General features: G+C 67.2%; 25 protein-coding genes. 5 read left to right on the forward strand and 20 right to left on the reverse strand.

Annotated elements, in window-relative coordinates:
- Positions 1-149 precede the first annotated feature (149 nt).
- The 16 genes from rnt to M2299_RS07770 form a co-directional block, all read right to left on the reverse strand.
- On the reverse strand, positions 150-734 hold the full coding sequence (gene rnt / locus M2299_RS07695; RefSeq protein WP_032951815.1) for a ribonuclease T: 585 nt from the start codon (positions 732-734) through the stop codon (positions 150-152).
- Positions 735-986: 252 nt separating this feature from the next.
- A complete protein-coding gene (locus M2299_RS07700; RefSeq protein WP_140228547.1) occupies positions 987-1,508 on the reverse strand; it encodes a DoxX family protein in 522 nt (173 codons plus the stop codon).
- A gap of 23 nt (positions 1,509-1,531) precedes the next feature.
- Complete coding sequence (locus M2299_RS07705; RefSeq protein ID WP_280884153.1) at positions 1,532-2,287, reverse strand: putative DNA-binding domain-containing protein; 756 nt, start codon at positions 2,285-2,287, stop codon at positions 1,532-1,534.
- On the reverse strand, positions 2,280-3,155 hold the full coding sequence (locus M2299_RS07710) for a DUF692 domain-containing protein (protein WP_099783427.1): 876 nt from the start codon (positions 3,153-3,155) through the stop codon (positions 2,280-2,282). Before M2299_RS07710 ends, M2299_RS07705 begins: the two co-directional genes overlap by 8 nt.
- Positions 3,142-3,492, reverse strand: a complete 351-nt coding sequence (locus M2299_RS07715; protein WP_025875386.1) for a hypothetical protein — start codon at positions 3,490-3,492, stop codon at positions 3,142-3,144. The genes M2299_RS07710 and M2299_RS07715 overlap by 14 nt, the downstream gene beginning before the upstream one ends.
- A gap of 182 nt (positions 3,493-3,674) precedes the next feature.
- Positions 3,675-4,382, reverse strand: a complete 708-nt coding sequence (phoU, locus tag M2299_RS07720) for a phosphate signaling complex protein PhoU (protein WP_025875384.1) — start codon at positions 4,380-4,382, stop codon at positions 3,675-3,677.
- 64 nt (positions 4,383-4,446) lie between these two features.
- Positions 4,447-5,277, reverse strand: a complete 831-nt coding sequence (gene pstB / locus M2299_RS07725) for a phosphate ABC transporter ATP-binding protein PstB (RefSeq protein WP_025875381.1) — start codon at positions 5,275-5,277, stop codon at positions 4,447-4,449.
- 19 nt (positions 5,278-5,296) lie between these two features.
- On the reverse strand, positions 5,297-6,160 hold the full coding sequence (gene pstA, locus M2299_RS07730; RefSeq protein WP_032951813.1) for a phosphate ABC transporter permease PstA: 864 nt from the start codon (positions 6,158-6,160) through the stop codon (positions 5,297-5,299).
- Complete coding sequence (gene pstC / locus M2299_RS07735) at positions 6,160-7,128, reverse strand: phosphate ABC transporter permease subunit PstC (RefSeq protein WP_025875378.1); 969 nt, start codon at positions 7,126-7,128, stop codon at positions 6,160-6,162. The genes pstA and pstC overlap by 1 nt, the downstream gene beginning before the upstream one ends.
- A gap of 82 nt (positions 7,129-7,210) precedes the next feature.
- Positions 7,211-8,299 (reverse strand): phosphate ABC transporter substrate-binding protein PstS, encoded by a 1,089-nt coding sequence (gene pstS, locus M2299_RS07740; protein WP_280884154.1) that lies wholly within the window; start codon positions 8,297-8,299, stop codon positions 7,211-7,213.
- Positions 8,300-8,679: 380 nt separating this feature from the next.
- On the reverse strand, positions 8,680-9,699 hold the full coding sequence (gene pstS / locus M2299_RS07745; RefSeq protein ID WP_025875374.1) for a phosphate ABC transporter substrate-binding protein PstS: 1,020 nt from the start codon (positions 9,697-9,699) through the stop codon (positions 8,680-8,682).
- 136 nt (positions 9,700-9,835) lie between these two features.
- Positions 9,836-10,615: a hypothetical protein gene (locus tag M2299_RS07750; RefSeq protein WP_223484996.1), complete on the reverse strand. Its 780-nt coding sequence runs from the start codon at positions 10,613-10,615 to the stop codon at positions 9,836-9,838.
- 110 nt (positions 10,616-10,725) lie between these two features.
- Positions 10,726-11,937 (reverse strand): OprO/OprP family phosphate-selective porin, encoded by a 1,212-nt coding sequence (locus M2299_RS07755; protein ID WP_025875370.1) that lies wholly within the window; start codon positions 11,935-11,937, stop codon positions 10,726-10,728.
- Positions 11,938-12,166: 229 nt separating this feature from the next.
- Positions 12,167-12,856: an endonuclease III gene (nth, locus tag M2299_RS07760; RefSeq protein WP_025875369.1), complete on the reverse strand. Its 690-nt coding sequence runs from the start codon at positions 12,854-12,856 to the stop codon at positions 12,167-12,169.
- On the reverse strand, positions 12,856-13,209 hold the full coding sequence (locus M2299_RS07765) for a hypothetical protein (protein ID WP_033830735.1): 354 nt from the start codon (positions 13,207-13,209) through the stop codon (positions 12,856-12,858). Before M2299_RS07765 ends, nth begins: the two co-directional genes overlap by 1 nt.
- Positions 13,210-13,213: 4 nt before the next feature.
- A complete protein-coding gene (locus M2299_RS07770) occupies positions 13,214-14,008 on the reverse strand; it encodes an enoyl-CoA hydratase-related protein (protein ID WP_025875367.1) in 795 nt (264 codons plus the stop codon).
- A gap of 166 nt (positions 14,009-14,174) precedes the next feature.
- Between M2299_RS07770 and M2299_RS07775 the strand changes: the two genes are divergently transcribed.
- From M2299_RS07775 to M2299_RS07785, 3 genes are all read left to right on the forward strand, one after another.
- On the forward strand, positions 14,175-14,876 hold the full coding sequence (locus tag M2299_RS07775) for an FKBP-type peptidyl-prolyl cis-trans isomerase N-terminal domain-containing protein (protein WP_025875366.1): 702 nt from the start codon (positions 14,175-14,177) through the stop codon (positions 14,874-14,876).
- Positions 14,877-15,005: 129 nt separating this feature from the next.
- Positions 15,006-15,809: a CoA pyrophosphatase gene (locus M2299_RS07780; RefSeq protein WP_280884155.1), complete on the forward strand. Its 804-nt coding sequence runs from the start codon at positions 15,006-15,008 to the stop codon at positions 15,807-15,809.
- Positions 15,806-16,705 carry a sulfurtransferase gene (locus M2299_RS07785; RefSeq protein ID WP_280884156.1) on the forward strand — a complete coding sequence of 300 codons (900 nt, stop codon included), beginning with the start codon at positions 15,806-15,808 and terminating at the stop codon, positions 16,703-16,705. The genes M2299_RS07780 and M2299_RS07785 overlap by 4 nt, the downstream gene beginning before the upstream one ends.
- A 213-nt stretch (positions 16,706-16,918) precedes the next feature.
- On the opposite strand, the gene M2299_RS07790 is transcribed toward M2299_RS07785, so the two are convergent.
- The gene (locus M2299_RS07790) at positions 16,919-17,485 is read right to left on the reverse strand and encodes an N-acetylmuramoyl-L-alanine amidase (RefSeq protein WP_099783439.1); all 567 of its coding nucleotides are present in this window, start codon (positions 17,483-17,485) and stop codon (positions 16,919-16,921) included.
- A 72-nt stretch (positions 17,486-17,557) separates the two neighbouring features.
- On the opposite strand from M2299_RS07790, the gene M2299_RS07795 reads away from it, so the two are divergent.
- Together M2299_RS07795 and rlmKL are read left to right on the forward strand one after the other, a co-directional pair.
- On the forward strand, positions 17,558-18,085 hold the full coding sequence (locus M2299_RS07795; protein WP_099842207.1) for a hypothetical protein: 528 nt from the start codon (positions 17,558-17,560) through the stop codon (positions 18,083-18,085).
- A 144-nt stretch (positions 18,086-18,229) separates the two neighbouring features.
- Positions 18,230-20,368, forward strand: coding sequence for a bifunctional 23S rRNA (guanine(2069)-N(7))-methyltransferase RlmK/23S rRNA (guanine(2445)-N(2))-methyltransferase RlmL (gene rlmKL, locus M2299_RS07800; RefSeq protein WP_080149528.1), 2,139 nt, complete (start codon positions 18,230-18,232; stop codon positions 20,366-20,368).
- Between the two features lie 121 nt (positions 20,369-20,489).
- On the opposite strand, the gene M2299_RS07805 is transcribed toward rlmKL, so the two are convergent.
- Genes M2299_RS07805 through M2299_RS07815 form a run of 3 tightly spaced genes read right to left on the reverse strand, consistent with a single transcriptional unit; the run spans position 20,490 to position 22,761 of the window.
- Positions 20,490-20,819 carry a DUF3325 domain-containing protein gene (locus tag M2299_RS07805; RefSeq protein WP_032975662.1) on the reverse strand — a complete coding sequence of 110 codons (330 nt, stop codon included), beginning with the start codon at positions 20,817-20,819 and terminating at the stop codon, positions 20,490-20,492.
- A complete protein-coding gene (locus tag M2299_RS07810) occupies positions 20,816-22,444 on the reverse strand; it encodes a PepSY-associated TM helix domain-containing protein (protein ID WP_280884157.1) in 1,629 nt (542 codons plus the stop codon). Before M2299_RS07810 ends, M2299_RS07805 begins: the two co-directional genes overlap by 4 nt.
- Positions 22,441-22,761: a DUF3649 domain-containing protein gene (locus M2299_RS07815; RefSeq protein ID WP_099783445.1), complete on the reverse strand. Its 321-nt coding sequence runs from the start codon at positions 22,759-22,761 to the stop codon at positions 22,441-22,443. Before M2299_RS07815 ends, M2299_RS07810 begins: the two co-directional genes overlap by 4 nt.
- Positions 22,762-22,813 lie beyond the last annotated feature (52 nt).

The following is a 22,813-nucleotide window of genomic DNA, read 5'->3' on the forward strand; positions in this document are numbered from 1 at the left end:
GGGGGTGGGGGGGCGGCCCCCCCCCGCCGGCGGCCCCCCCCCCCCCCCCGCCCGGGCGCCCCCCCCCCCCCCCCCCCCCCCCCCCCCCCCCCCCCCCCCGCCCAGGAATCGCTGTCAGCCCGCCACGAGGGGCTCCGCCGTTGGCTGCTTCACCGCGGCCAGGCGTTGGCGATCGTGCAGAACAACCGCGCCGTCTGCTCGGTGTCATACACCGCGCTGTGTGCCTCGTTGGCATCCCAGCCCAGCCCGGCCGCCGTGGCCGCGCGTGCCAGCACCGTCTGGCCATAGGCAATGCCCGCCAAGGTGACCGTGTCGAACACGCTGAAGGGGTGGAACGGGTTGCGCTTGTGCCCGGTACGGGCCACCGCGGCGTTGACGAAGCCGAGATCGAAATGCGCGTTGTGGCCGACCAGGATCGCGCGCTGGCAGCCGTACTTCTTCATCGCTGCACGCACGGGAGTGAAGACGTGGTCCAACGCCGCCTTCTCTTCCTTGGCCAGCCGGAACGGATGGTCGAGGATGATGCCGGTGACTTCCAGCGACTTCGGGTCGATCTCCAGCCCCTCGGCCGGCACCACATGGGCGCTGGCGGTCTGGCCAGGGTAGAGCAGGCCGTTCTCGTCCATCTCGATCGGCACGGCGGCGATTTCCAGCAGCGCGTTGCGCTGGCTGTCGAAGCCGCCGGTTTCAACATCCACCACCACCGGCAGGAAGCCGCGGAAGCGTTGTGACATCGCGCGCTGCGCCTGGGGTACGTCGGAAACAGGGAGGGCGGCAGGTGCGGAAGTGGGGTCGGTCATGTACGGATTCTAGCAGAGCGACCCTGAGCGCCCGGGATCCCGGTAGGTGCCAGCCTTGGTTGGCACCCTGCGCGCCGACCAGGGTCGGCATCTACCGGACGGCGCGACGTGCGCCGACCAGGGCGCCCGGGATCCTGGTAGGTGCCAACCTTGGTTGGCACCCTGCGCGCCGACCAGGGTCGGCTTCTACCGGAGCACAGGCCGCGCCGTGGGGCCCGACGGATACCAGCGCGCCAGCACTGCATCCACGCTCAGGCGCCCAGCACCGGTGAACAGCAGCGGCAACAGCATCGCCATGAACAGCAGCGGCAGTTTGAAGTTGCCAAAGCCCTGATCGCTGATCGCATAGCCCATCGCCAGATCGCCCAGCGAGCTCCATTCGGCCGGCCAGTGCACCGCGTACGTTGCCACAGCCGTCAGCACCAGCAGGCTGGCGGCCGCAACGCGGGTGCCGAAGCCCAACAGCAGGCACGCTGCGCCCACCAGTTCGAACCAGGTGGCCAATTGCCAGTTCAGCGCAGCGGGCAGCTGGTCGAACGGAAACGGGAAGGCATCCTGCAGATCGGCGAACCAGTTCTGCCCGTGCAGCTTCTCGCGCCCGGATTCGAAGAATTCCCAGGCAAGCAGCAGGCGCAGGCCAAGCGGGGCCAACCACGGGGCGAATCGGTCCAGCTGGCCGCGTGCGGCGGCCAGGGTCGGGGTCTTCATCGGTGTATCTCCTGGAAGGGGCGTCAGGGTGAAGCGGGGAGTGGACCGATCACGCCAGCACGCAGGAACTGCTGCAGCAGGTGCGCGCCAGGGGCGGCCAATGTCCCAGGATCGAGGTGGTGTAGGGCGGCCAGTTGCTGCAGCTGTTGTTGGCCGGTGGCCCCGGGGGACTCGCCGATCAGGGTCAGCAGATGCACTGCGAGGCTGGTCAGGGTGGCAAATCGCACCGCGCCATCAGCGTCGCGCCGCACCAGCAGGCCGGTGGGCTCTGCCGGTGGTTGCGACGGTGCATCTTCGCTACCCAGCTGATGCACCGGCCAGCGGTACAGCAGCGGCCAGGCCAGCGGTGAGCGGCGCAGCGGCACCTGCAGCGGATCGATGTTGCCCGGTTCCGGCAGCGGATCGGCCTGCAGCTGGTACAGCGCGGTCTCCACCCACTCGTAGTGGGCCAGTTCGGCAAGCGCCGGATGCGGCAGCTCCGGTTGCACCTGCAGCCACTGCACGAACTCGGCAGCCAGTTCGGTGAACAACGGGGTGTGGCAATGGTGGCTGGCGAAATAGTGGCGCACCAGTGCACTCCAGTCCGGTTCGCCCAGCAGGCGCACGCAGACCGGGAAGCCATTGCTCAACAACCCCAGCAGATTGTTGAACAGCAGGCGTTCGTACACGGCCACCCGACGCGGGTCCATGCCGGGCGGCGCCGGTACCTGTGCCGGGTCGCGCAGGTGCGCGGTGAACGCGTGCTGCTGCGCACGCAGGCGTTCGGGGGCGTCAGCCATGGGCGGCTCCGGCATGCGCGGCCTGCAGGCGGTGGATGGTCTGCAGTTCGCCCCGCAGCTCGGCGTAGGGCGGGAAATTGAAGTCGCGTTCGAGCAGGGTGGGGCGTGGGCCGATGCGGGCGTAGGTGCGTGCCAGCAGGTCCCACACCGGGTCGATCACCGGGCTGCCGTGGGTGTCGATCTTCAGGTCCGGCGCCTCGTCCAGGTGCCCGGCCACGTGCAGGCAGACGATGCGTTGTGCGGGCAGGCCGGCGATGAAGGCATCGGCGTCGTAGCCGTGGTTGCAGGCATTGACGTAGACGTTGTTGACGTCCAGCAGCAGGTCGCAGTCGGCCTCGGCCAGCACGGCAGTGGTGAAGGCCAGTTCGTCCATCGTCGGGTCCGGTGCAAGATAGTACGACACGTTTTCCACGGCGATGCGGCGACCGAGAATGTCCTGCACCCGGGCGATGCGGGCAGCGGTGTGGCGTACCGCTTCATCGGTGAATGGAATCGGCAGCAGGTCGTACAGGTGGCCCTCGTCGCTGCAGTAGCTCAGGTGTTCGCTGTACAGCGGCACTTGATGCTGGTGCAGAAACGCACCCACCTGCGCCAGCAGCTGGGTATCCAGGGGCGCACTGCCGCCCAGTGACAACGACAGGCCGTGGCAGCTCAGCGGATGGCGCGCCGCCAGTTCGGCCAACGCGTCACCTGCGGGACCACCGACACCGATCCAGTTCTCCGGCGCGCATTCGAGGAAATCGAAATCGCCGGCCGGTGCATCGCGCAGGTCCTGCAGCAGGGCACGGCGCAGGCCCAGGCCCACGGCCGCCGCAGGAAGCGGCGACCGCGGGTGGACGACGCCGGCGCGGACGTCAGTGCTTGCCACCGCACTTGCCTTCGCCGCACTTGCCTTCGGCCGACTTCTTGTCACCGCCGGTCTTGGCCTTGGTGTCCGCACCGGCCGCTGCCTTGCCCTTGTCGCCGCCGCACTTGCCTTCAGCACTCTTGCCGTCGGCGCCACACTTGCCTTCGGCATGCTTGGCCGCATCGGCGGATTTTGCATCGGTGGCCTTCGCATCGGTGGCCTTGGCCGCCTGGCCGGCCACCAGGTAACCCTGGGCGAGGTCGGTCATGCTCAGGGCCGAGGCGGAGGCGGTCATGCCGAGGCCTGCGGCCAGGGCGGTGGCGGTCAGCAGGGACAGCGTCTTGTTGGAGGTGCTCATCGGTCGTGCTCCTGGGTGGTGGGCGGGGGTGCCCGTGGTGAAGCGATGGTGCAGCGATCCTACTCAATGAATCCTCGCCGGGAATTCAAATTTTCGTGAGAAGTATTACAGCGCCAACAAAAAGGCCGCTGTCACGAGGACAGCGGCCACCCTGGAGTCGAATCCGGTGTTGCAGTGCAGTATCAGATATCGCCCGCGCTGGAGGTCTCGTCGCGCTTCTGGCGCGGCGGCAGTGGCTGTTCGCCGTGCACCAGGAACCACACGTTCTCGGCGATGTTGGTGGCATGGTCGCCCACGCGCTCCAGGTTCTTGGCCATGAACAGCAGGTGGGTGCACGGGGTGATGTTGCGCGGGTCTTCCATCATGTAGGTGAGCAGCTCGCGGAACAGCGCGGTGTACTGCGCATCCAGGCGGGCGTCGTCCTCGCGCAGTTCCAGCGCGGCATCGGCGTCGTTGTCGCGGTAGGCGGCGATGGCGCGGCGGACCTGCTGTGCGGCCAGGCGGCCGAGGGCGCGCAGGCCCTGGATCTGCGGCAGCGGCGGCACCTTGCCCAGCGCGATCGAGCGCTTGGCGACGTTGGCCGCGTAGTCGCCGATGCGTTCGATATCGGCCGGAATGCGCAGGCCGGCGAGGATCTCGCGCAGGTCGCGGGCCATCGGGCCACGCAGCGCCAGGCGCATCACGTCGTGGCTGATCTGCTGTTCCAGCGAATCGATCGCTTCGTCGTTGGCGATGATGCGATGGGCGGCGTTCTCATCGCGCTTCTCGATGACGTCCATCGACGCCTCCAGCTGGGCGACGGCCATCTCGCCCATGCGCACGATTTCGGCCACCAGGCGCTGCTGCTCTTCGTCGTAGCTTTTGACGATGTGGTCGTTGGGAAGGTTCATGTTCTGCAATCCAGGTAGAGCCAGGCGGGCCTGGCTGGGACAGGTGACGAAGCGTCAGCGCCGATCAGCCGAACCGGCCGGTGATGTAATCCTCGGTCTGCTGCTTGGACGGCTGCGAGAAGATCACTTCGGTGCGGTCGTGTTCGATCAGGTCGCCCAGGTACATGAAGGCGGTGTAATCGGACACGCGCGCGGCCTGCTGCATGTTGTGGGTGACGATCACGATGGTGTACTCGTGCTTGAGCTCTTCCACCAGCTGCTCGATGCGGCTGGTGGAAATCGGGTCCAGCGCCGAGGTCGGCTCGTCCAGCAGCAGCACCGACGGGCGCAGGGCCACGGCACGGGCGATGCACAGGCGCTGCTGCTGGCCACCGGACAGGCCCAGCGCGCTCTGGTTGAGCTTGTCCTTCACTTCGTCCCACAGCGCGCCCTGGCGCAGCGCGTGCTCGACACGGTCGGCCATGTCCGCCTTGGACAGCTTCTCGTGGTGGCGGATGCCGTAGGCCACGTTCTCGAAGATGGTCATCGGGAACGGCACCGGTTTCTGGAACACCATGCCGACCTTGCTGCGCAGGCGGTTCATCGGGTACTTCGGCGACAGGATGTTCTCGCCGTCGAGGATCACCTCACCGCGCGCTTCCAGCTTCGGGTACAGCGCGTAGATGCGGTTGAAGATGCGCAGCAGGGTCGACTTGCCGCAACCGGAGGGACCGATCAGCGCGGTCACGCGCTTTTCCGGGATCTCCAGGTTGATGCCCTTCAGGGCGTGGAACTTGTCGTAGTAGAAGTCCAGTCCACGCGCGGCGAGCTTGACCGGGGCCGGAGCGTGCAGGTTCTCGTGCGAGGCCGGCACGACGATGCGCTGCATCGGCACGGCGTTGGAAAGGTCGTTCATGGCGGTATCCACGGAAAGGTCAGTCATGGGAGATACGGTTGCGCAGCAGGATGCCGCGCGCAGAGAGGCTGACCAGCAGCACGAACACGGTCAGCACCAGCGCGCCGGCCCAGGCCAGCACCTGCCAGGATTCGTACGGGCTGCCGGCGAACTGGTTCATCACCACCGGCACCGAAGCCATCGGCTGGAACACGTTGCTGTTCCAGTACTGGTTGCCGAAGGCGGTGAACAGCAGCGGTGCGGTCTCGCCGGAAATGCGGGCCAGCGCCAGCAGGATGCCGGTGATGATGCCGGCCGAGGCACTGCGGTACAGCACCTGCACGATCACCTTCCACTGCGGAATGCCCAGCGAAAGCGCGGCTTCGCGCATCTGCGAAGGCACCAGGCGCAGCATCTCGTCGGTGGTACGCACCACCACCGGCAGCACGATGAAGGCCAGCGACAGTGCACCGGCGAAGGCGGAGAAGCTGCCGCCGGTCTGCATCACGTACAGGGTGTAGACGAACAGGCCCAGCACGATGGACGGGGCCGACAGCAGGATGTCGTTGACGAAGCGGACCACGGTGCCGGCCTTGCGGGCGTTGCCGTACTCGGCCAGCCAGGTGCCGGCCAGCACACCCAGCGGGGTGCCGATGCCGATCGCCAGCGCACACATCACCGCACTGCCGAAGAAGGCGTTGGCCAGGCCGCCTTCCTGCATCGGCGGCGGTGTCATCTTGGTGAACAGATCCAGGTTGATGCCGGCCAGGCCCTTGGAGGCCAGGGTGAACAGGATCCAGCCGAGGAAGAACAGGCCGAACAGCGCGGTGGCGCAGGACATCGCGATGGCGATGACATTGCCGATGCGGCGGCGCAGGTACAGGGAGTCAGCGGTGCTGGACATCAGTTGCCCTCCTTGCGGGACAGGCGCATCAGCATCAGGCGGGCGATGGCGAGCACCACGAAGGTGACGATGAAGAGGACGAAGCCGAGCAGCAGCAACGCCGAGCGGTAGGTTTCAGTGGCTTCGCCGAAGTCGTTGGCGATCAGTGCGGCGATGGTGGTGCCCGGTTCCAGCAGCGACGGCGACAGGCGCACGCTGTTGCCGATCACGAAGGCCACTGCCATCGTCTCGCCCAGAGCGCGGCCGAGGCCGAGGAACACGCCACCGATCACCGCCGAGCGGGTGTAGGGCAGCACGATGTCCCAGCTCACTTCCCACTTGGTGGAACCCAGCGCGTAGGCCGATTCCTTCAGGCGGGTCGGCACGGTCAGGAACACTTCGCGCATCACCGAGGAGATGAACGGGATGACCATGATCGCCAGCACGAAGCCGGCGGTGAGCATGCCGATGCCCAGCGGCGGGCCCTGGAACACCGGACCGATGATCGGCCATTCGCCCAGGGTTTCGTTGAGGAACGGGGTGACGTACTCGGTCATCACCGGCACCAGCACGAACAGGCCCCACATGCCGTAGATGATCGAGGGAATGCCCGCCAGCAGTTCGATGGCGGTACCGACCGGGCCACGCAGCCAGCGCGGTGCCACTTCTGTGAGGAAGAAGGCGATGCCGAAGCTGACCGGTACGGCGATGACCATCGCGATCAGCGCGGTGACCAGGGTGCCGTAGATCGGGGCGAGGGCGCCGAACTTGTTTTCGACCGGATTCCAGTCGGAGGAGAAGAAGAAGCTCAGGCCCTGCATCTGCAGGGCGTGGCGACCACCCCACAGCATCGACAGTGCGGCGCAGGCCAGCGCTATCAGGACGAAGATGACGGTGCCGACCAGCACCCATCGGAACAGTTTGTCGTTGCGGGCATCACGCGTGTCACGCGTGGACGGGGCGGCTACAGGCTGGGCGATGGCATTCATGGGGACGGCAGGGCCAGGAAGGGGCGGGGCAGCACGATGTGCAGGAGACGGTGCCCGCACGTGGCGGGCACTGTCGGGTCCATCACTTCAGTTCGGTCGCCCAGTAGGCTTCGATCTGCTTGACCAGCTCGGCCGGCAGCGGCACGTAGTGCAGTTCGTTGGCCTGGGTCTGGCCGCTTTCGAAGGCCCACTTGAAGAAGGCCAGCGCATCCTGGTTGCGCTTGGCATCCTTCGGCTTCTTCTGCATCAGCATGAAGTTGGTGGCGGTGATCGGCCACGCCTGCTCGCCCGGGGCGTTGGTGATGACCAGGTTGAAGTCCTTGGCGCTGGCCCAGTCGGCGCTGGCGGCAGCGGCGGCGAAGGTTTCAGCGTTCGGCTGCACCCAGGTGCCGGCCGCGTTCTGCAGCGAGGTGTACGGCATCGCGTTCTGCAGGGCGTAGGCCAGTTCGACGTAGCCGATCGAGCCCTTGATCTGCTTCACGTAGGAAGCAACGCCTTCATTGCCCTTGCCACCCACGCCGTCCGGCCACTGCACCGAGGTGCCTTCGCCGACCTTGCTCTTCCACTCCGGGCTGACCTTGGACAGGTAGTTGGAGAAGTTGAAGGTGGTGCCCGAACCATCCGAACGGTGGACGATGGTGATCTTGCCGTCCGGCAGGGACACGCCCGGGTTGGCGGCGACGATGGCCGGGTCGTTCCAGGTCTTGACCTTGCCCAGGAAGATGTCGGCGAGCAGGGCGCCACTGAGGCGCAGCTTGCCGGCTTCCAGGCCGTCGATGTTGACCACCGGCACCACGCCGCCGATGGCCGACGGGAACTGGGCCAGGCCAGCCTGGGCCAGCTCGTCGCTGCTCAGCGGCTTGTCGGACGAACCGAAATCAACGGTGCCGGCCTTGATCTGGGCGATGCCACCACCTGAACCGATCGACTGGTAGTTGATCTTCGCGCCGGTGGCGGTGTTGTAGTCGGCCGACCACTTGGACACCAGCGGGAAGATGAAGGAGGCGCCGGCACCGGAGACCTCAGCGGTCACCTTGTCGCCGGCAGCGGCCGGAGCAGCGGCGCCGTCAGCGGCCGGCTGCTGTGCGGCCTGCTTGTCGCCACCGCAGGCAGACAGGCCCAGGGCGATGGCCAGGGAAAGGGCGGCAAGGCTGGCCGAGTGCAGTTTCATGGTCACTCCATAGCGGGGTAGAGCCGACGGTGTCGGCGGATGCGGCTATGAAATGATGTTTTTGTTACAGCCGTATGACGTCCATGACAGAGGTGTCCTGGATCACGTTCTGGCAAGGGTTTCGCGGGATTCACGGTTGGCTGCCGGGTCGGCTGACAGCCCCAACTGCGCTTCTGCGCGGTCCCCGGCGTGGCGGAGGGCCGGCCCATCGCCGCAATGCCACATTCGAGGAGGTGCAGCGCCTTTCACGACCAACCGCAACAGACAACCCTGCAAAAAAGAAGAGCGCCGGACCCCGAAGGATCCAGCGCCCGGTGGGGCCGGCGGGGGAGAGAGGACCCGCCGGCCCCGTTCCTGCGGGGGAACGCCTTGCAACGAACTCAGTACTTCAGGTTCTGCGTCCAGTAGGTCTCGATCTGGCGCACCAGCGCGTCCGGCAGCGGCACGTAGTCCAGCTGCTTGGCCTGCGCATCGCCATTCTTGTAGACCCAGCGGAAGAACTCCTGCGTGGCCTTGGCGCCCGCCACGTTCTTCGGCTGCTTGCGCACCAGGATGAAGTTGGTGGCGGTGATCGGCCATGCATCAGCGCCCGGGGCGTTGGTCATCACCAGGTAGAAGTCACGGGCGTTGGCCCAGTCGGCGCTGGCCGCAGCGGCCGAGAACGAGGCGTCCGACGGCTGCACGATCTTGCCGGCCGCATTCTTCATCGCCGCGTAGGACATCTTGTTCTGCAGCGCGTAGGACAGTTCGACGTAGCCGATGCCGCCCTTGATCTGCTTCACGTAGGCGGCAACGCCTTCGTTGCCCTTGCCGCCGATGCCGGCCGGCCACTGTACCGAAGTGCCTTCACCGACCTTGCTCTTCCACTCCGGGCTGACCTTGGACAGGTAGTTTACGAAGTTGAAGGTGGTGCCCGAACCGTCCGAACGATGAACGATCGTGATCTTGCCGCTGGGCAGGGTCAGGCCGCTGTTCAGTGCGGCGATGGCCGGGTCGTTCCAGGTGGTGATCTTGCCCAGGAAGATGTTGGCCAGGGTCGGGCCGTCCAGCTTCAGCGCGCCGGGGGCGACGCCAGCAACGTTGATCACCGGCACCACGCCACCGATCACCGACGGGAACTGGGCCAGGCCGGCGGCAGCCAGCTCTTCCGGCTTCAGCGGCGCGTCGGACGAACCGAAGTCCACGGTCGCTGCCTTGATCTGGGCGATACCACCGCCGGAACCGATCGACTGGTAGTTGACCTTCTTGCCGGTGGCGGTGCTGTAGTCGGCCGACCACTTGGACATCACCGGGTAGATGAACGAGGCGCCCGCGCCGGTGACATCGGCGGCGTTGGCGGCGAACACGGACGACGCGGCCAGAATGGCGACGGCGGCGCGCGACTTGAAGGCGTGGATCACGGGAGAGACTCCTGGGGTGGTCGAGGGGCGGCTGCCCGACGTTTCGGTGCACATTCCATAACGGTTCCATGACACGCCCGCGTCTGTCATATGACGCGAACGTGACAGCCGTCATGGCGGTGCCCAAGCCCGCCCTTCAGAGCCCGCGCAGCGCCTCCGGAACGGCATAGCGACCGTTGCGGGGCTGCAGTGTCCAGCGCTGTGCGGGTGCCGTCGTGTCGGTGGCATGGCAGTCGTCACCGGCGGCGACGCTGATCGTATCGGTGCGTTTTTCGCGCACCACGATCGGCGCCAGGCCAGCGGCATTGGCACTGCCCATCTCCAGCGTGCGCTCGAAGCGGCTGAACTCGCCGGCGCACCGCGTATCCCATTCGCCGCGACTGCCGCTGACGGCCAGCGGGGCAAGCACCCGGCGCAGCTGCCGGCCCTCGCGTACGAACAACTGCAGTTCGGTCTGCGCGAACGGGTTGGGGCCTGAGCTGCCGTTGTAGTCCATGCGCACGCCGAACGCGCGGGTGGCCGGGTCCAGCTGCCAGCGTGCCGTGTCCAGGCGAAGTCCGGTAAAGCGCAGCGCATCACTGCTGACCGCATCGGCCACGCGGGTCCAGGCCAGCGGCTGGCCACTGGCGGTATCGATCAGCAACAGGTCCAGGTCGCCGCCGCGCGCCTCTTCCGAGGCGGGGGCGGCCCATTGCGCGACGGCCAGCAGGGTCGTGCCGGGCTGCGCGGGCCACGCACGGCAGGCCGTGCTGTCCGCATCGGTGAAACGTGCCGTGACCGGCAGGGCGCCGGCCGGCAACTGCCGATACGCGGCCTCGCGCACGGCCTCCGCATCGTCACAGGCGAACGCAGTGGCGGGCAGGGCAGCGAGCAGGACACCGCAAAGCAGGCGGCGCAGGCGGAGCGAAGAAGGCATCCCGAAGGTCCTTGTCGACAGGGCAGGGCATCATCGCGCGGCCACCGCCTGCCCACAACGACGAAGGCACGGCCTGGGCCGTGCCTTCGTTCGAACGCGTGCTTCCGGTATTACCAGAAGAACTGCGCGCGGGCTTCCAGGATGTTCGGATCGTCGTTGACGAAGCCGCGGGCGGTCGAGCTGTACTTCTTGCTGTCGACCATCACGTAGTTGAGCATCAGCTTGAAGTTCGAGCGCCAGTACCAGTTCGCGCCGACGGTCCAGATGTCCATCTTGCCGCCGAGCACGCCATCGACGATCGGCGGACGGCCGGCCACCGGGTTGGCGGCGAGGTTGCCGTCGTTCAGATCCATGTGGTCATAGCGCACGCCCAGCTGCCACTGGCCGCCGGCCGGGTTGTTCGGCAGGCCGGTACCCGGAGTGCCGCCCTTGTAGCTCCAGCTTTCGCCGGTGACATTCCACACGCCGCTGACGTAGTAGCCGTCGGTGGTGTAGTTGTCATGGGCGTAACGCTTGGCCTTGCTGGTGTAGTACTCGGCCTGGGCCTTGAACGGGCCCTGGAAGTACATCGCTTCGGCGCCGATGGTGCTGACGCGGTCGGTGTCGGTCATGTTGCCGCCATCGACCAGGCGCGCGGTGGCCAGGTCGGCGTTCGGGCGGGCACGCACGCGCAGGGTGTCCGCGTCGGTGTCGTAGTCGACGTAGCTCAGGCCGAAGTGCAGGACCTGGCCCTTCTCGTTGATCGGGGCCCAGGTGCCACGTGCGCCGTAGCCGCTGCCGTGGGCCAGGTTGCGGGTCAGTTCGCGGCCGAAGGCGCTGGCGGTGACCGACCAGTTGTCCTGGCCGTAGCTGTAGGCACCGCCCAGGCGACGGGCGACAGCGTAGGTGTTGGTGACCGCAGCCTTGGAGATGAAGTCGTTGTTCTTGGTGCTGGACAGTTCTTCCAGGCTGTTGGGCTGCTTGAACTGGCCGACCTGGATGAAGTGGTTGGCGTTGCCCAGCAGCTTGTACTTCACGTTGGTGTCGAGGAACTTGTCGGCCTTGGCGTCGTAGCCCACGACCCATTCCACGTTGCCCGGGCCCTTGCCCTTCAGCACCAGCTCGGCGCGACGCAGTTCGAATTCGCTGTTCTTGCCGTTGCCGGCGTCACCGCCGTTGAGGTCCACGACGTCATTGTCGTACCAGTTGCCGTCGGCCTGGACCAGGCCTTCGAAGGTGATTTCCGAACCGCCGATCACATCGATGGCGACTTCGGCGTGGGCGGCCGGCACGTACAGCGCAGCAGCCACGGCGATCGTCAGGAGCTGGTGATGCAGTTTCATGGAGAGGAGCCTTGCAGGCAGGTGGGAAGATGCGCGCAGGCTAAAACGTGAAGATTGCGTAAATGTGACAGTTCGCGCACGGCGGCGATCCGCCGCAGGCCCCGTCACGGCTGGGCCTGCCATTGAAACCGGTTACGTATGACGCGCGGATTGCGCCCCGGTTGCAGTAGATCCACGCCATGCGTGGATGGATTTTCCAGCCGATCCACGCCATGCGTGGATGGCGCCGTCATTCTGCGGGAGTCTTGTCCTTGAACCGGCACAGGTCGGCAATCACGCAGCCCGGGCAATCCGGTTTGCGCGCTTTGCACACGTACCGACCGTGCAGGATCAGCCAGTGGTGCGCGTCGAGCAGGAACTCGGCGGGAATCGCTTTGACCAGTCGATCTTCGACTTCGCGCACGTTCTTTCCGGGCGCAAGTCCAGTGCGGTTGGCGACACGGAAGATGTGCGTGTCCACCGCCATCACCGGTTCGCCGAAGGCGGTGTTGAGCACCACGTTGGCGGTCTTGCGGCCGACACCGGGCAGGGCTTCCAGTGCGTCGCGATCGCGTGGCACTTCGCCACCGTGCTTCTCCAGAAGCAGCGCGCAGGTGGCGATCACGTTCTTCGCCTTGGCGTTGAACAGACCGATGGTGGCGATGTACTTCTTCAGTCCCTCTTCGCCCAGGGCGAGGATCTTCGCCGGCGTGTTGGCAACCGGGAACAGGCGTCGGGTGGCCTTGTTGACGCCGACGTCGGTGGCCTGTGCAGACAGCGCGACCGCCACCAGCAGTTCGAACGGCGAGCTGTATTCCAGCTCGGTCTTCGGATGCGGGTTGAGCTCGCGCAGGCGGGTGAACATTTCCACCACGTCGGCACGCGGCATCGTACCGCCGCGCCGCGCAGGTGCGCGCGCGGTCTTCTTCGCGGTCGCCATTACTGCTCCTTGCCGGCGGCGCGGGCCTTGGCCCGGGCGAGGATGGCGGCCGCGGCAGCAGGCAGGGCGGGTTTTACGTCCGGTGCCGGCGCGGGCGTCCGGCGCGCATCACGCTCGGCCTCGCGGCGGGCCAGGCGCACGGCGCGTGCGCGGAAACGTTCGCGCGCCGCCCATGCACGCTGCAGTTGCAACTGCATCTGGCACAGGCGGTCCGGCAGGTCCGGATGATCGGGCAGCAGCCGCTCATCGCCAGGGCGCACCACGTAGTCCATCAGTCCAGCCTGCAGCGCACCATCGGGATCGTCTGCCTGGACCCGGGCGAACAGCAGCACGGGGTTGGGTCGGGATGCCATGGCGTCAGCGGTTCTGGAAGGCGGGGGGGCGGCGCTGCAGGAAGGCGCTGGTGCCTTCGCGCATGTCCTCGGTGGCGAACAGCAGGCCGAACTGCGCACTTTCGTATTCCAGGCCGGCTTCCAGGCTGCATTCGCCGCCCACGTGCACCGCGTCGAGCAGGCCACGCAGCGCCAGCGGCGCCGACTGTGCCAGCTGCCGGGCCAGGGCCTGCACGCGGGCATCGAGCTCGGCGGCGGGCACCACTTCGTTGACGATGCCCAGGGCCAGTGCGCGCGCGGCGTCGATCGGGGTGCCCAGCAGGCACAGTTCCAGCGTGGCCGCGCGACCACACAGGCGCAGCAGGCGCTGGCTGCCGCCGAAGCCGGGAATCAGGCCGAGATTGATCTCCGGCTGGCCGACCTTGGCCGAATCAGCGGCGATGCGCAGATGGCAGGCCATGGCCAGTTCCAGCCCGCCGCCCAGCGCAAATCCGTTCACCCGGGCGATCACCGGCTTGGGCATGCGTTCGATGCGGCGCATCAGGGCCTGGCCGAGCAGGGAGAAATCACGTCCCTGAACCGCGCTCAAGGTGTTCATTTCCGCGATGTCGGCCCCGGCCACGAACGCCTTGGGGCCAGCCCCGGTCAGCACCACCACCCGTACTGCCGGGTCGGCGGCGGCGTCGCCAAACGCCTCGGCCAGCGCCTGCAGGGTGGCGGCATTGAGGGCGTTGAGCTTGTCCGGGCGTTGCACGGTAATGGTGCGGACGGCGCCATCATCGCTGACGTCGACCGGGTGGGGAGCGGGGGCCTCGACCACGGGAAACTCCTGGAACGTTAAAAAAAAGTGAGATTGAACTCTGTAAACGCAGACAGGTCATAGCCTGCGTGGTGAGTAGCGGTTACACGTTGTGGCCGTTATCCTAACCCGTCGCCTCAGGGCGGCGCAGAACGTCCCTGAGTTACCACCCCTGGAGAACTGTTTGATGAAGTTGCGTTCTATCGCGGTCGCCGTCGCGGCCCTGGCCCTGACGGGCAATGCCTTCGCCCAGGACATCGCGTCCGAGAAGGGCAAGCTGAGCTACTACTTCGGTTACGACTACGGCAACAACCTGGCGGAGCTGACCGGTCGCGGTGAGCAGCTGGACATCAACTCGGTGGTGAAGGGCCTTCAGGACGCCTACGCCAAGAAGCAGCCGGCCATTACCGCCGAGCAGCTGAAGCCGGCCGTTGAAGCGTTCCAGAAGCGCGAGCAGGGCCGTGCCCAGGCCGCCAAGGCCGAGTACGAAAAGGCTGCTGCCGAAAACAAGACCAAGAGCGATCAGTTCATGGCGCAGAACAAGGCAAAGGCGGGCGTGCAGACCCTGCCGAGCGGCGTTCAGTACCGTGTGATCGAAGCCGGCAAGGGTGCCAAGCCGACCCAGGCCAGCACCGTGCAGTTGGAAGTGGCCGGTCCGTTCCCGTACGGCCAGCGCCCGACCGAAGCCCGCCCGGCCCAGCAGATTCCGTCGATCAAGGTCAGCGAAGTCGAAATGAAGGCCATGCGTGAGACCCTGCTGCAGATGCCGGCAGGCTCGAAGTGGGAAGTCTCGCTGCCGCCGGATCAGGCCTACGGCGCCGACCCGCGCACCCCGTTCCCGCCGAACGTGGCTGTGCAGTTCGAGATCAAGCTGATCAGCGTCAAGTAAGAAGAAACAGCGTCAACATCAACGCGCCGGTGAACCCACCGGCGCGTTTTTGTTTCTGCACCACGCTGCAGCTGTGCGGGGCCCATCCCAAATTCAGCCCATTCGCGCTACTGTTGACCGGTGCAAATAATGGAAGAAACGGCGCGTGCTGTCGCAAGCCCCTGCATCAACGTCTGCAAGCTGGATCGCAACCGGCTCTGCGCCGGGTGCGGGCGGCATATCGACGAAATCGCACGGTGGTCGTCGATGAGCGACAACGAACGCAGCCACATCCTGCAGCGTGTGCTGCCCCTGCGCCAACAGCTGCAGCAGTCGCTGCGAGGGTCGTTGGCCGATCATGAGCGGCTGCTGCGCGCGCTGCATCCGCTGGCCGAGCCGCCGGCAGGTGACGGCTGGAACCGCAGTGAACTGGATGACCTGCTGCCCCCGGGCCCACCGGTCGAGGCGGCGGTGTTGGCTGGCATCGTGCCGCGCGCCAACGGTGCGCAGGTGATCCTGACCCGGCGTACCGAAACCCTGCGGCAACATGGTGGCCAGGTTGGCTTCCCCGGCGGCCGTACCGAGCCCGATGATCGCGATGCGCTGGCTGCCGCACTGCGCGAAAGCCAGGAAGAAATCGCGTTGGCGCCGACACAGGTGCAGGCACTGGGATATCTCGATCCGTTCGTGACCATCACCGGCTACCGGGTGACCCCGGTGGTGGCAGTGATCGATCCGGATTTCGTGGCGGTCCCGCAGCCCAGCGAAGTGGCCGAGGTGTTCGAAGTGCCGCTGGACTATCTGATGGCCGCCGACAACCTGCGCCAGGTCGAAATCAACCATCGCGGCCGCGTCCGCCATGTCCTTGAATATGGCTGGCCCGGCCAGCGCATCTGGGGCGCCACCGCGGCCATCCTGTACAACCTGCGTCGCCGCCTGGAGCAAGTGCAATGAAGCCGATCGACCCACCGTGGACCACCCTTGTCGATGTTGCGACCCTGGCTGCGGCCTTGGGCGATGGGGTACGCGTGGTCGATGCCCGCGCGACCGCCAGTACCGTGCGCGTGGTCGACGCGCGTGCATCGCTGGCCGACCCGCAGGCGGGCAACAGCCTCTATACGCAGGGACACATTCCCGGCGCAGTGCATGCCGATCTCAACCGCGACCTGTCCGATCTGACGCGGGTGGGTCATGGCCGCCACCCGTTGCCCGACAGCGATGCGTTCGCCGCACGACTGGGGCAATGGGGCATCGGCACCGACACGCAGGTAGTGGTGTATGACGGCAGCGATGGCAGCATGGCCGCCGCGCGCCTGTGGTGGCTGCTGCGCCTGATCGGGCATGCGAACGTGGCCGTACTCGATGGCGGCATCGCCGCCTGGCAGGCCGCCGGCCAGCCGCTGGCGACCGGCAGCAGCCAGGTCACCGCGTTGCCCGCGTATCCGGGGCGCTTCGATGGCAGCCAGGTTGCCAGCGCGGACGAGATCGAATCACGCCTCAAGCATGCACCGGGCTGGCTGGTCGATGCCCGCGCGGGCGAGCGGTTCCGCGGTGAGGTGGAGCCGCTGGACCCGGTCGCCGGCCATGTACCGGGCGCGGTCAATCGCCCGTTTGCGTTGAACGTGCTGGACGGCCGCCTGCGCGATGCACAGGAACTGCGTGCCGAGCTGCAGGGCGTGATCGGCAACCAGGACCCGCAACGCGTGGTGCTGATGTGCGGTTCGGGCGTGACCGCCTGCCACCTGCTGCTGGCGATGGAAAGCGCGGGCCTGTCCGGCGCACGCATCTACGCGGACTCATGGAGTGGCTGGGTCAGCGACAGCAGCCGCCCGGTCGCCACCGGCGCCTGAGCAAAGCGGGTTGGTCGATTTGACGTTCATCCACGCATGGCGTGGATCTACTGGCCACCGGTTCATCTCTGGGGCAGAGCCCCCTGAGTCAGGGGGCGGCCGCGAAGCGGCGGGGGTGTGGGAGCTGGTAAGTGGGGCCCGCGGTTCGCGCAGCGAAGCGTGGGAGCGACAGCGCGTATGCGATGGCGTGTACCCAGGGCGCAGCCCTGCCCATCATCCCAACCCCTGCAACGGCACCTTCGCCAGCACCCGCGCCCACGGGAACAACGGGCCCGGATCACGCTTGCGCGCCACGGTCACCGCCGGGTCGTCACTGGCCGGCACCTGCTCCAGGTCCAACTGGTCATGTCCGGCAATCCGCCGCAGCGACGGGTAACGAGCCACCAGTGCCTGCAGCAACCGTTCCAGCGCCAGCAGCTGCGCTTCGGTGTACGGCTCGTCCATCGCCTGGTGGCGGCTGTCGAGCCAGTGCGGGTAGCGCCCCGAATTGACCAGTTCGATGCCCACGGTATCGGCATTCATGCCGCGCACGTGGTGGGCGATGCGCTCCGGCGCCACGTACTGCACCACGCTGCCGTCGCGATCAATGTAGAAATGCCCGCTGTTGCCGGCGCCGCTGTCGTACAGCACGCGCTCGCCGTACTCCCGGGCGGTCGCCAGGTCGGGCAGTTCGGTGCAGTGGATCACCACCATCGCCAGGCTGGATGGATCGCGCAGTGGCAGGCGGTCGTGGTAGGGCAACGGCTGCAGCTGCAGGCCGGGCAGGAGCGGTTTGGGCATGCGGCGATGCTAGCATTGCCGGATGAAACTGCCTTCCCTTCTGCTGTCGATCCGCTCCGTGGGAGCGCACGCATGAGCCGCGGTCACTGCATCCTGTCCCACGGCTTCGAGAGCGGCCCGGAGGCGACCAAGGTCACCGCGCTGGCCGAAGTCGCCGAGCGACTGGGCTGGACCCATGAGCGCCCCGATTACACCGACCTGGACGCGATGAGCCAGGTCAGCCGCGTTGGCGATGTGCGCACCCGCCTGCAACGCCTGATCGAGCGCTCGGCCGCTGCCGCTGCGCAGGGGCCGGTGGTGCTGGCCGGCTCCAGCCTGGGCGCCTACATCTCTGCCATCGCCTCGCTGCAGGTGCCGGTGGCCGGCCTGTTCTTGATGGTGCCGCCCACCACCATGGGCCCGATGCCGGCGCTGGATGCCGCGCCGGTGCCGACCACGGTGATGCAGGCCTGGCATGACGAGGTGGTGCCGGCCGCCGGAGTCATCGCCTGGGCGCAGGCGCGCTCGGCGCAGCTGCTGCTGGTGGACGATGGCCATCGCCTGGAGCACCACGTGGAAGCCTCTGCGCAGGCCTTCGAGCGCCTGCTGCGGCAGCTGTGAAGCCCGGGCGCACGGCGCGCCCGCCCGCATTGACTACAATGGCAGCCCCGCCGCCCCCGGCGCGGGCCTGCCGGCCGTGCCTACGGCCCTCCCTTCCGAATGGCCCGGCCCCCTGCCGTGCCTGACCACCTGCGAACCGATCCCGTGAAATTTTTTGTCTCCTGCGCCAAGGGCCTGGAATACCTGCTTGCCGATGAGCTGTCGGCCCTGGGCCTGGAAAAGGCCACTGCCACCATCGCCGGCGTCAACGCCGATGGCGAACTGGAGCAGGCGCTGCGGATCGTGATGTGGTCGCGGCTGGCCAGCCGCGTGCTGTGGCCGATCGACGAATTCGAATGCCCGGACGAGCAGGCGCTGTACGACGGCGTGCGTGCGCTGCCGTGGCACGAACACATCAAGCCGGAGATGACCCTGGCGGTGGATGCACATGTGTCCGGCGACAAGATCACCCATGCCCGTTTCGCCGCGCAGCGGATCAAGGACGCCATCGTCGACCGCATGCGTGACGAAGGGCTGGAGCGCCCTTCGGTCAACACCGACCTGCCGGACGTGCGCGTCAACCTGTCGCTGCGCAAGGGCCGCGCCTCGCTGTCGATCGACCTCGGCGGCGGCCCGCTGCATCGCCGCGGCTGGCGCGGTGCGGCGCATGACGCGCCGTTGAAGGAAAACCTGGCTGCCGCGCTGCTGATGCGCGCGCAGTGGCCGCGCCTGCACGCTGCCGGTGGCGGCCTGCTGGACCCGATGTGCGGCAGCGGCACCCTGCTGATCGAAGGCGCGCTGATGGCGGCCGATGTAGCCCCCGGCCTGATGCGCCATGGCAGCCTGCCGCCGAGCCGCTGGCTGGGCTTCGACAAGGCCGCCTGGAAAACCATCCAGAGCGAAGCGCGTGATCGCGAAGCGGCCGGCCTTGCCGCGCTGAAGCCGGTCATCCACGGCAGCGACATCGACCCGGTGGCGATCCAGGCCGCGCGCGAGAACGCCGAAGTTGCCGGCGTCGCCCATGCCATCCGCTTCACCCGCGCCGATGTGGCTGACCTGCCCACCCCGGAGCAGGAGATCGGCGCGGTGGTCTGCAACCCGCCGTATGACGAGCGCCTGGCCGCCGATCCGGCGCTGTACCGCAAGCTGGGCAATGCCCTGCAGAAGGCCGTGCCGCAGTGGCGCGCCAGCCTGCTGTGCGGCAATGACGAACTGGCCTTCGCCACCGGCCTGCGTGCGGGCAAGAAATACCAGATGTTCAATGGTGCGCTGGAATGCGCACTGATCGTCTGCGATCCGATCGCGGTGCCGGGCCGCGACCCGGCACAGGTGCGCGAGCTGAGCGAAGGCGCGCAGATGGTGGCCAACCGCCTGCGCAAGAACCTGAAGAAGTTCAAGAGCTGGCGCGCGCGCGAAGGCATCACCTGTTTCCGTGCCTACGATGCCGACCTGCCGGAATACGCAGCGGCCATCGACGTGTACGAGGAAGATGGCGGCCAGCGCCGCACGTTCCTGCATGTGCAGGAATACGCTGCACCGGCCGCGATTCCCGAGAACGACGTGCGCCGCCGCCGCAATGAACTGCTGGCCGCTGCGCGCGAGGTGTTCGGCGTGCCGCCGGAACAGGTATCGATGAAATCGCGTGAACGTGGCAAGGGCGGCAGCAAGTACGGCCGTTTCGAGCAGCGTGATGAGTTCCTCGTGGTGCGCGAGAACAACGCGCTGCTGCAGGTGAACCTGTTCGATTATCTCGATACCGGCCTATTCCTCGACCATCGCCCGCTGCGCCGGCTGATGGCCGAGCAGGCGCGCGGCAAGCGCTTCCTCAACCTGTTCTGCTACACCGGCGTGGCCAGCGTGCAGGCGGCGGTGGCCGGTGCGGCCAGTACCACCAGCGTCGACCTGTCGGCCACCTACCTGCAGTGGTGCTACGACAACCTGGCCCTGAACGGGCAGGGCGGCAATCAGCACCTGCTGGTGCAGGCCGATGCGATGGCCTGGCTGGAAGGCGATCGCGGCCAGTACGACGTGATCTTCTGCGACCCGCCGACGTTCTCCAACTCGGCCCGCGCCGAGGACTTCGACGTACAGCGCGAGCAGGTGAAGATGCTGCGTGCGGCCGTCGCGCGACTGGCGCCGGGTGGCGTGCTGTACTTCTCCAACAACTTCCGCCGCTTCAAGCTGGAAGAGAACGCCATCGCCGAATTCGCCCAGTGCCGCGAGATCAGCGCCAGCACCATCGGCCCGGATTTCGAGCGCAATGCGCGCATCCATCGTGCGTGGGAGCTGAAGCGCCTGGCGTGACGCGTCGCCGGGCATGGCCCGGCGCTACCCACGTGCGCGCAGAACGGTAGCGCCGGGCCATGCCCGGCGAGCGTGGGTCCGGTAGATCCACGCCATGCGTGGATGCGGCCCACCGCACGGGTTACAACAGCGCCACCACCAGCCCGATCACTGGCAACGCGATCGCCAGCGGCGCGATCCATTTCGGCCGGTACGGGTACAGCGCGAACGCCAGCACGATTCCACCCAGGGTGAGTGCGCCGAGCCACAGCACCGGGCCCATCGCCCAGCCGTGGTCGACCACGCACAGTGCGAAAGCCACCGTCAGCAGCACCCAGCCCAGCACCCGCCATTGCGTGCGCCGTGCCGGTGATGCCGCGGATTTGCCGTGCAGTTCCTGCTGGTGCTTTTCCATCGCCAGCGACAGCGCGGTGAACGCCGTGAACGACAACCCCAGTACCAGCAGCATCATGCGCTGGCCTCCGCTTCCACTGCATCGGCCGGTGCCCTCGTCGCTGCAGCGGCCGCCGCGCGCTTCTTCTTCTCGGCGGCAGTCAGCGGCGGCGTCCAGCGTTGCATGCGCCAGCCGCACAGGGCCAGCATGGCGCCGAAGGCGATCATCGACAGGTCGAAACCGGCCAATGCCCAGTCACCGTTGAACAGCGTCACGCCCAGGTGCGCGTGGGTGGTCAATGCGCTGACCACCGGAATCAGCGCGAACGCGGCCGCGCCGATGTACAGCTGCCACGCCCACATCATCCGCTTGGGCCAGATGAAGGCCGCCAACAGCGAGGCGCCCCACGCGTAGAAGAACACGTTCGCTTCGGCGTTGGAGCGCTCGGCCAGGCCCAGCGGCAGCAGGCGGTTGCCCCAGAAATAGGCGGCGAAGGCGATCGGCAGACCGGCCACGGCGCCGATGTTCAGTGCATCGACCAGGCGCAGGCCGAAGCCGGTGCGACCGCTCTTGGCATGCTTCGGCCGCTCCTTCACCGCCCACAGCACCACGCCGCTGGCCACCATCAGGCAGCCGGTCAGGCCGGACAGGAAGAACAACGCGCGCAGGCCCCAATCGGCAAAGCGGGCCAGGTGCAGGCCATACAGCACGCCACGGGTGGCGGTGGCGCCACCGGAAGGCGGCGTTTCCTGCAGCAGCGCGCCAGTGACCATGTCATAGCGCAGCGCCGGGGTATCGATGGACAGGCGTTTGCCATCGCGCTGGCGGATGTCGATCACCGCATTGGCGGCACCGGGATTGGCAACGCTGAAACCGGCGACCTCGGTGCCGTGCCAATGCGTGCGGGCGCTGTCCAGCAGCTGCCGCAGCGGCAGGGGGGCTGCCTTGCCTTCGGCGGGCGCGGTGACCTCGGGCAGGCCACCAAAGGCCTCCGCATAGAACGCATCCTGGTCGGTGCCGTAGGCCACGTTCACTCCCCACGGCAGGTACATGATCATCAACGTGACGATGCCGGTGTAGGTGATCATCGCGTGGTAAGGCAGGGCCATCACCGCGCTGACGTTGTGGAAGTCCAGCCAGGAACGCAGGCCCTTGTCCTTCCGGAAGGTGAAGAAGTCCTTGAAGATCTTCTTGTGGGTGATCACGCCGGTGATGATGGCCACCAGCATGAACATCGCGCAGAAGCCCACCAGGTAGCGCGCCCACAGCACGGGAATGTAGTGCAGGTCGAAATGCAGGCGGTAGAAGAAGTCGCCGCCACGTGTCTCGCGGGCCTTCAGCTCGGTGCCGGTGTTCGGGTCCAGGGTGGCATCACCGAAGGCGCCGCGTCGGCCCTTGCTGGGGTCGGCCAGCTCGGCCGGCAACCGCCAGAACATCTGCATGGCCGGATTGCGTGGCTGCGGCAGGGTGACGAACCAGCTCTCGGCCTGTGGTGCGTTGGCCAGCAGGTAGTCGGCCGCGCGCTGCGCCGCTTCGTCGGTGCTGACCGTGCTGCGCGGCAGCTCCGGGCGCATCCAGCGGCTGATTTCCTCGCGGTAGTAACTGGCGGTGCCGGCCATGAAGATCAGCAGCAGCAGCCAGCCGACCAGCAGGCCGGTCCAGGTATGCAGCCAGGCCATGGATTGGCGGAATCCATTCTTCATGCCCACGCCCCCAGCAGGCGCGAAATGCCGGCCAACAGCAGGGTGGGGGCAAGAATGCCGACCCAGGCACGCAGCGCACTGCGCGTGGCGAACGCCCACAGCGCGGCGCAGGCGGCGACCAGGATCGCCAGCAGCATGCCGGTCAGCACGGCCTGGCCGCGCGCGCCCGGCAGCGCCAGCGCACAGAACACCGTGGTCATCGAGGCAAGCGCGTAGCCGCCTAAGATGGCGGCAAGGGATCGGGACAGCACGCCCCATCGCGGGTTGGCGAAGAAGGTGCTGAGGCGGGGGCTGGCGGTTGCGGGCGAGCGGTCCACGGCGGTCCTGCAGGTTGAATGAAGAGAAGGCCGGCGCACCGAAGCGCGCCGG

Origin of the sequence: Stenotrophomonas sp. 1278, assembly GCF_029892765.1 — a bacterium.
Taxonomy (GTDB): Bacteria; Pseudomonadota; Gammaproteobacteria; order Xanthomonadales; family Xanthomonadaceae; genus Stenotrophomonas; species Stenotrophomonas indicatrix.

Excerpts from the sequence above, each read along its gene's own strand:
- pstB (WP_025875381.1), bottom strand. The coding sequence starts at position 5,277 with ATGAACGACCTTTCCAACGCCGTGCCGATGCAGCGCATCGTCGTGCCG.
- pstS (WP_280884154.1), bottom strand. The coding sequence starts at position 8,299 with ATGAAACTGCACTCGGCCAGCCTTGCCGCCCTTTCCCTGGCCATCGCC.
- M2299_RS07705 (WP_280884153.1), bottom strand. The coding sequence starts at position 2,287 with ATGGCTGACGCCCCCGAACGCCTGCGTGCGCAGCAGCACGCGTTCACC.
- M2299_RS07785 (WP_280884156.1), top strand. The coding sequence starts at position 15,806 with ATGAAGCCGATCGACCCACCGTGGACCACCCTTGTCGATGTTGCGACC.
- rnt (WP_032951815.1), bottom strand. The coding sequence starts at position 734 with ATGTCACAACGCTTCCGCGGCTTCCTGCCGGTGGTGGTGGATGTTGAA.
- M2299_RS07750 (WP_223484996.1), bottom strand. The coding sequence starts at position 10,615 with ATGCCTTCTTCGCTCCGCCTGCGCCGCCTGCTTTGCGGTGTCCTGCTC.
- M2299_RS07755 (WP_025875370.1), bottom strand. The coding sequence starts at position 11,937 with ATGAAACTGCATCACCAGCTCCTGACGATCGCCGTGGCTGCTGCGCTG.
- M2299_RS07805 (WP_032975662.1), bottom strand. The coding sequence starts at position 20,819 with ATGATGCTGCTGGTACTGGGGTTGTCGTTCACGGCGTTCACCGCGCTG.
- pstA (WP_032951813.1), bottom strand. The coding sequence starts at position 6,160 with ATGTCCAGCACCGCTGACTCCCTGTACCTGCGCCGCCGCATCGGCAAT.
- M2299_RS07795 (WP_099842207.1), top strand. The coding sequence starts at position 17,558 with ATGAGCCGCGGTCACTGCATCCTGTCCCACGGCTTCGAGAGCGGCCCG.
- M2299_RS07715 (WP_025875386.1), bottom strand. The coding sequence starts at position 3,492 with ATGAGCACCTCCAACAAGACGCTGTCCCTGCTGACCGCCACCGCCCTG.
- M2299_RS07700 (WP_140228547.1), bottom strand. The coding sequence starts at position 1,508 with ATGAAGACCCCGACCCTGGCCGCCGCACGCGGCCAGCTGGACCGATTC.
- M2299_RS07790 (WP_099783439.1), bottom strand. The coding sequence starts at position 17,485 with ATGCCCAAACCGCTCCTGCCCGGCCTGCAGCTGCAGCCGTTGCCCTAC.
- phoU (WP_025875384.1), bottom strand. The coding sequence starts at position 4,382 with ATGAACCTTCCCAACGACCACATCGTCAAAAGCTACGACGAAGAGCAG.
- M2299_RS07775 (WP_025875366.1), top strand. The coding sequence starts at position 14,175 with ATGAAGTTGCGTTCTATCGCGGTCGCCGTCGCGGCCCTGGCCCTGACG.
- M2299_RS07765 (WP_033830735.1), bottom strand. The coding sequence starts at position 13,209 with ATGGCATCCCGACCCAACCCCGTGCTGCTGTTCGCCCGGGTCCAGGCA.
- M2299_RS07810 (WP_280884157.1), bottom strand. The coding sequence starts at position 22,444 with ATGAAGAATGGATTCCGCCAATCCATGGCCTGGCTGCATACCTGGACC.
- nth (WP_025875369.1), bottom strand. The coding sequence starts at position 12,856 with ATGGCGACCGCGAAGAAGACCGCGCGCGCACCTGCGCGGCGCGGCGGT.
- pstC (WP_025875378.1), bottom strand. The coding sequence starts at position 7,128 with ATGAATGCCATCGCCCAGCCTGTAGCCGCCCCGTCCACGCGTGACACG.
- M2299_RS07780 (WP_280884155.1), top strand. The coding sequence starts at position 15,006 with ATGGAAGAAACGGCGCGTGCTGTCGCAAGCCCCTGCATCAACGTCTGC.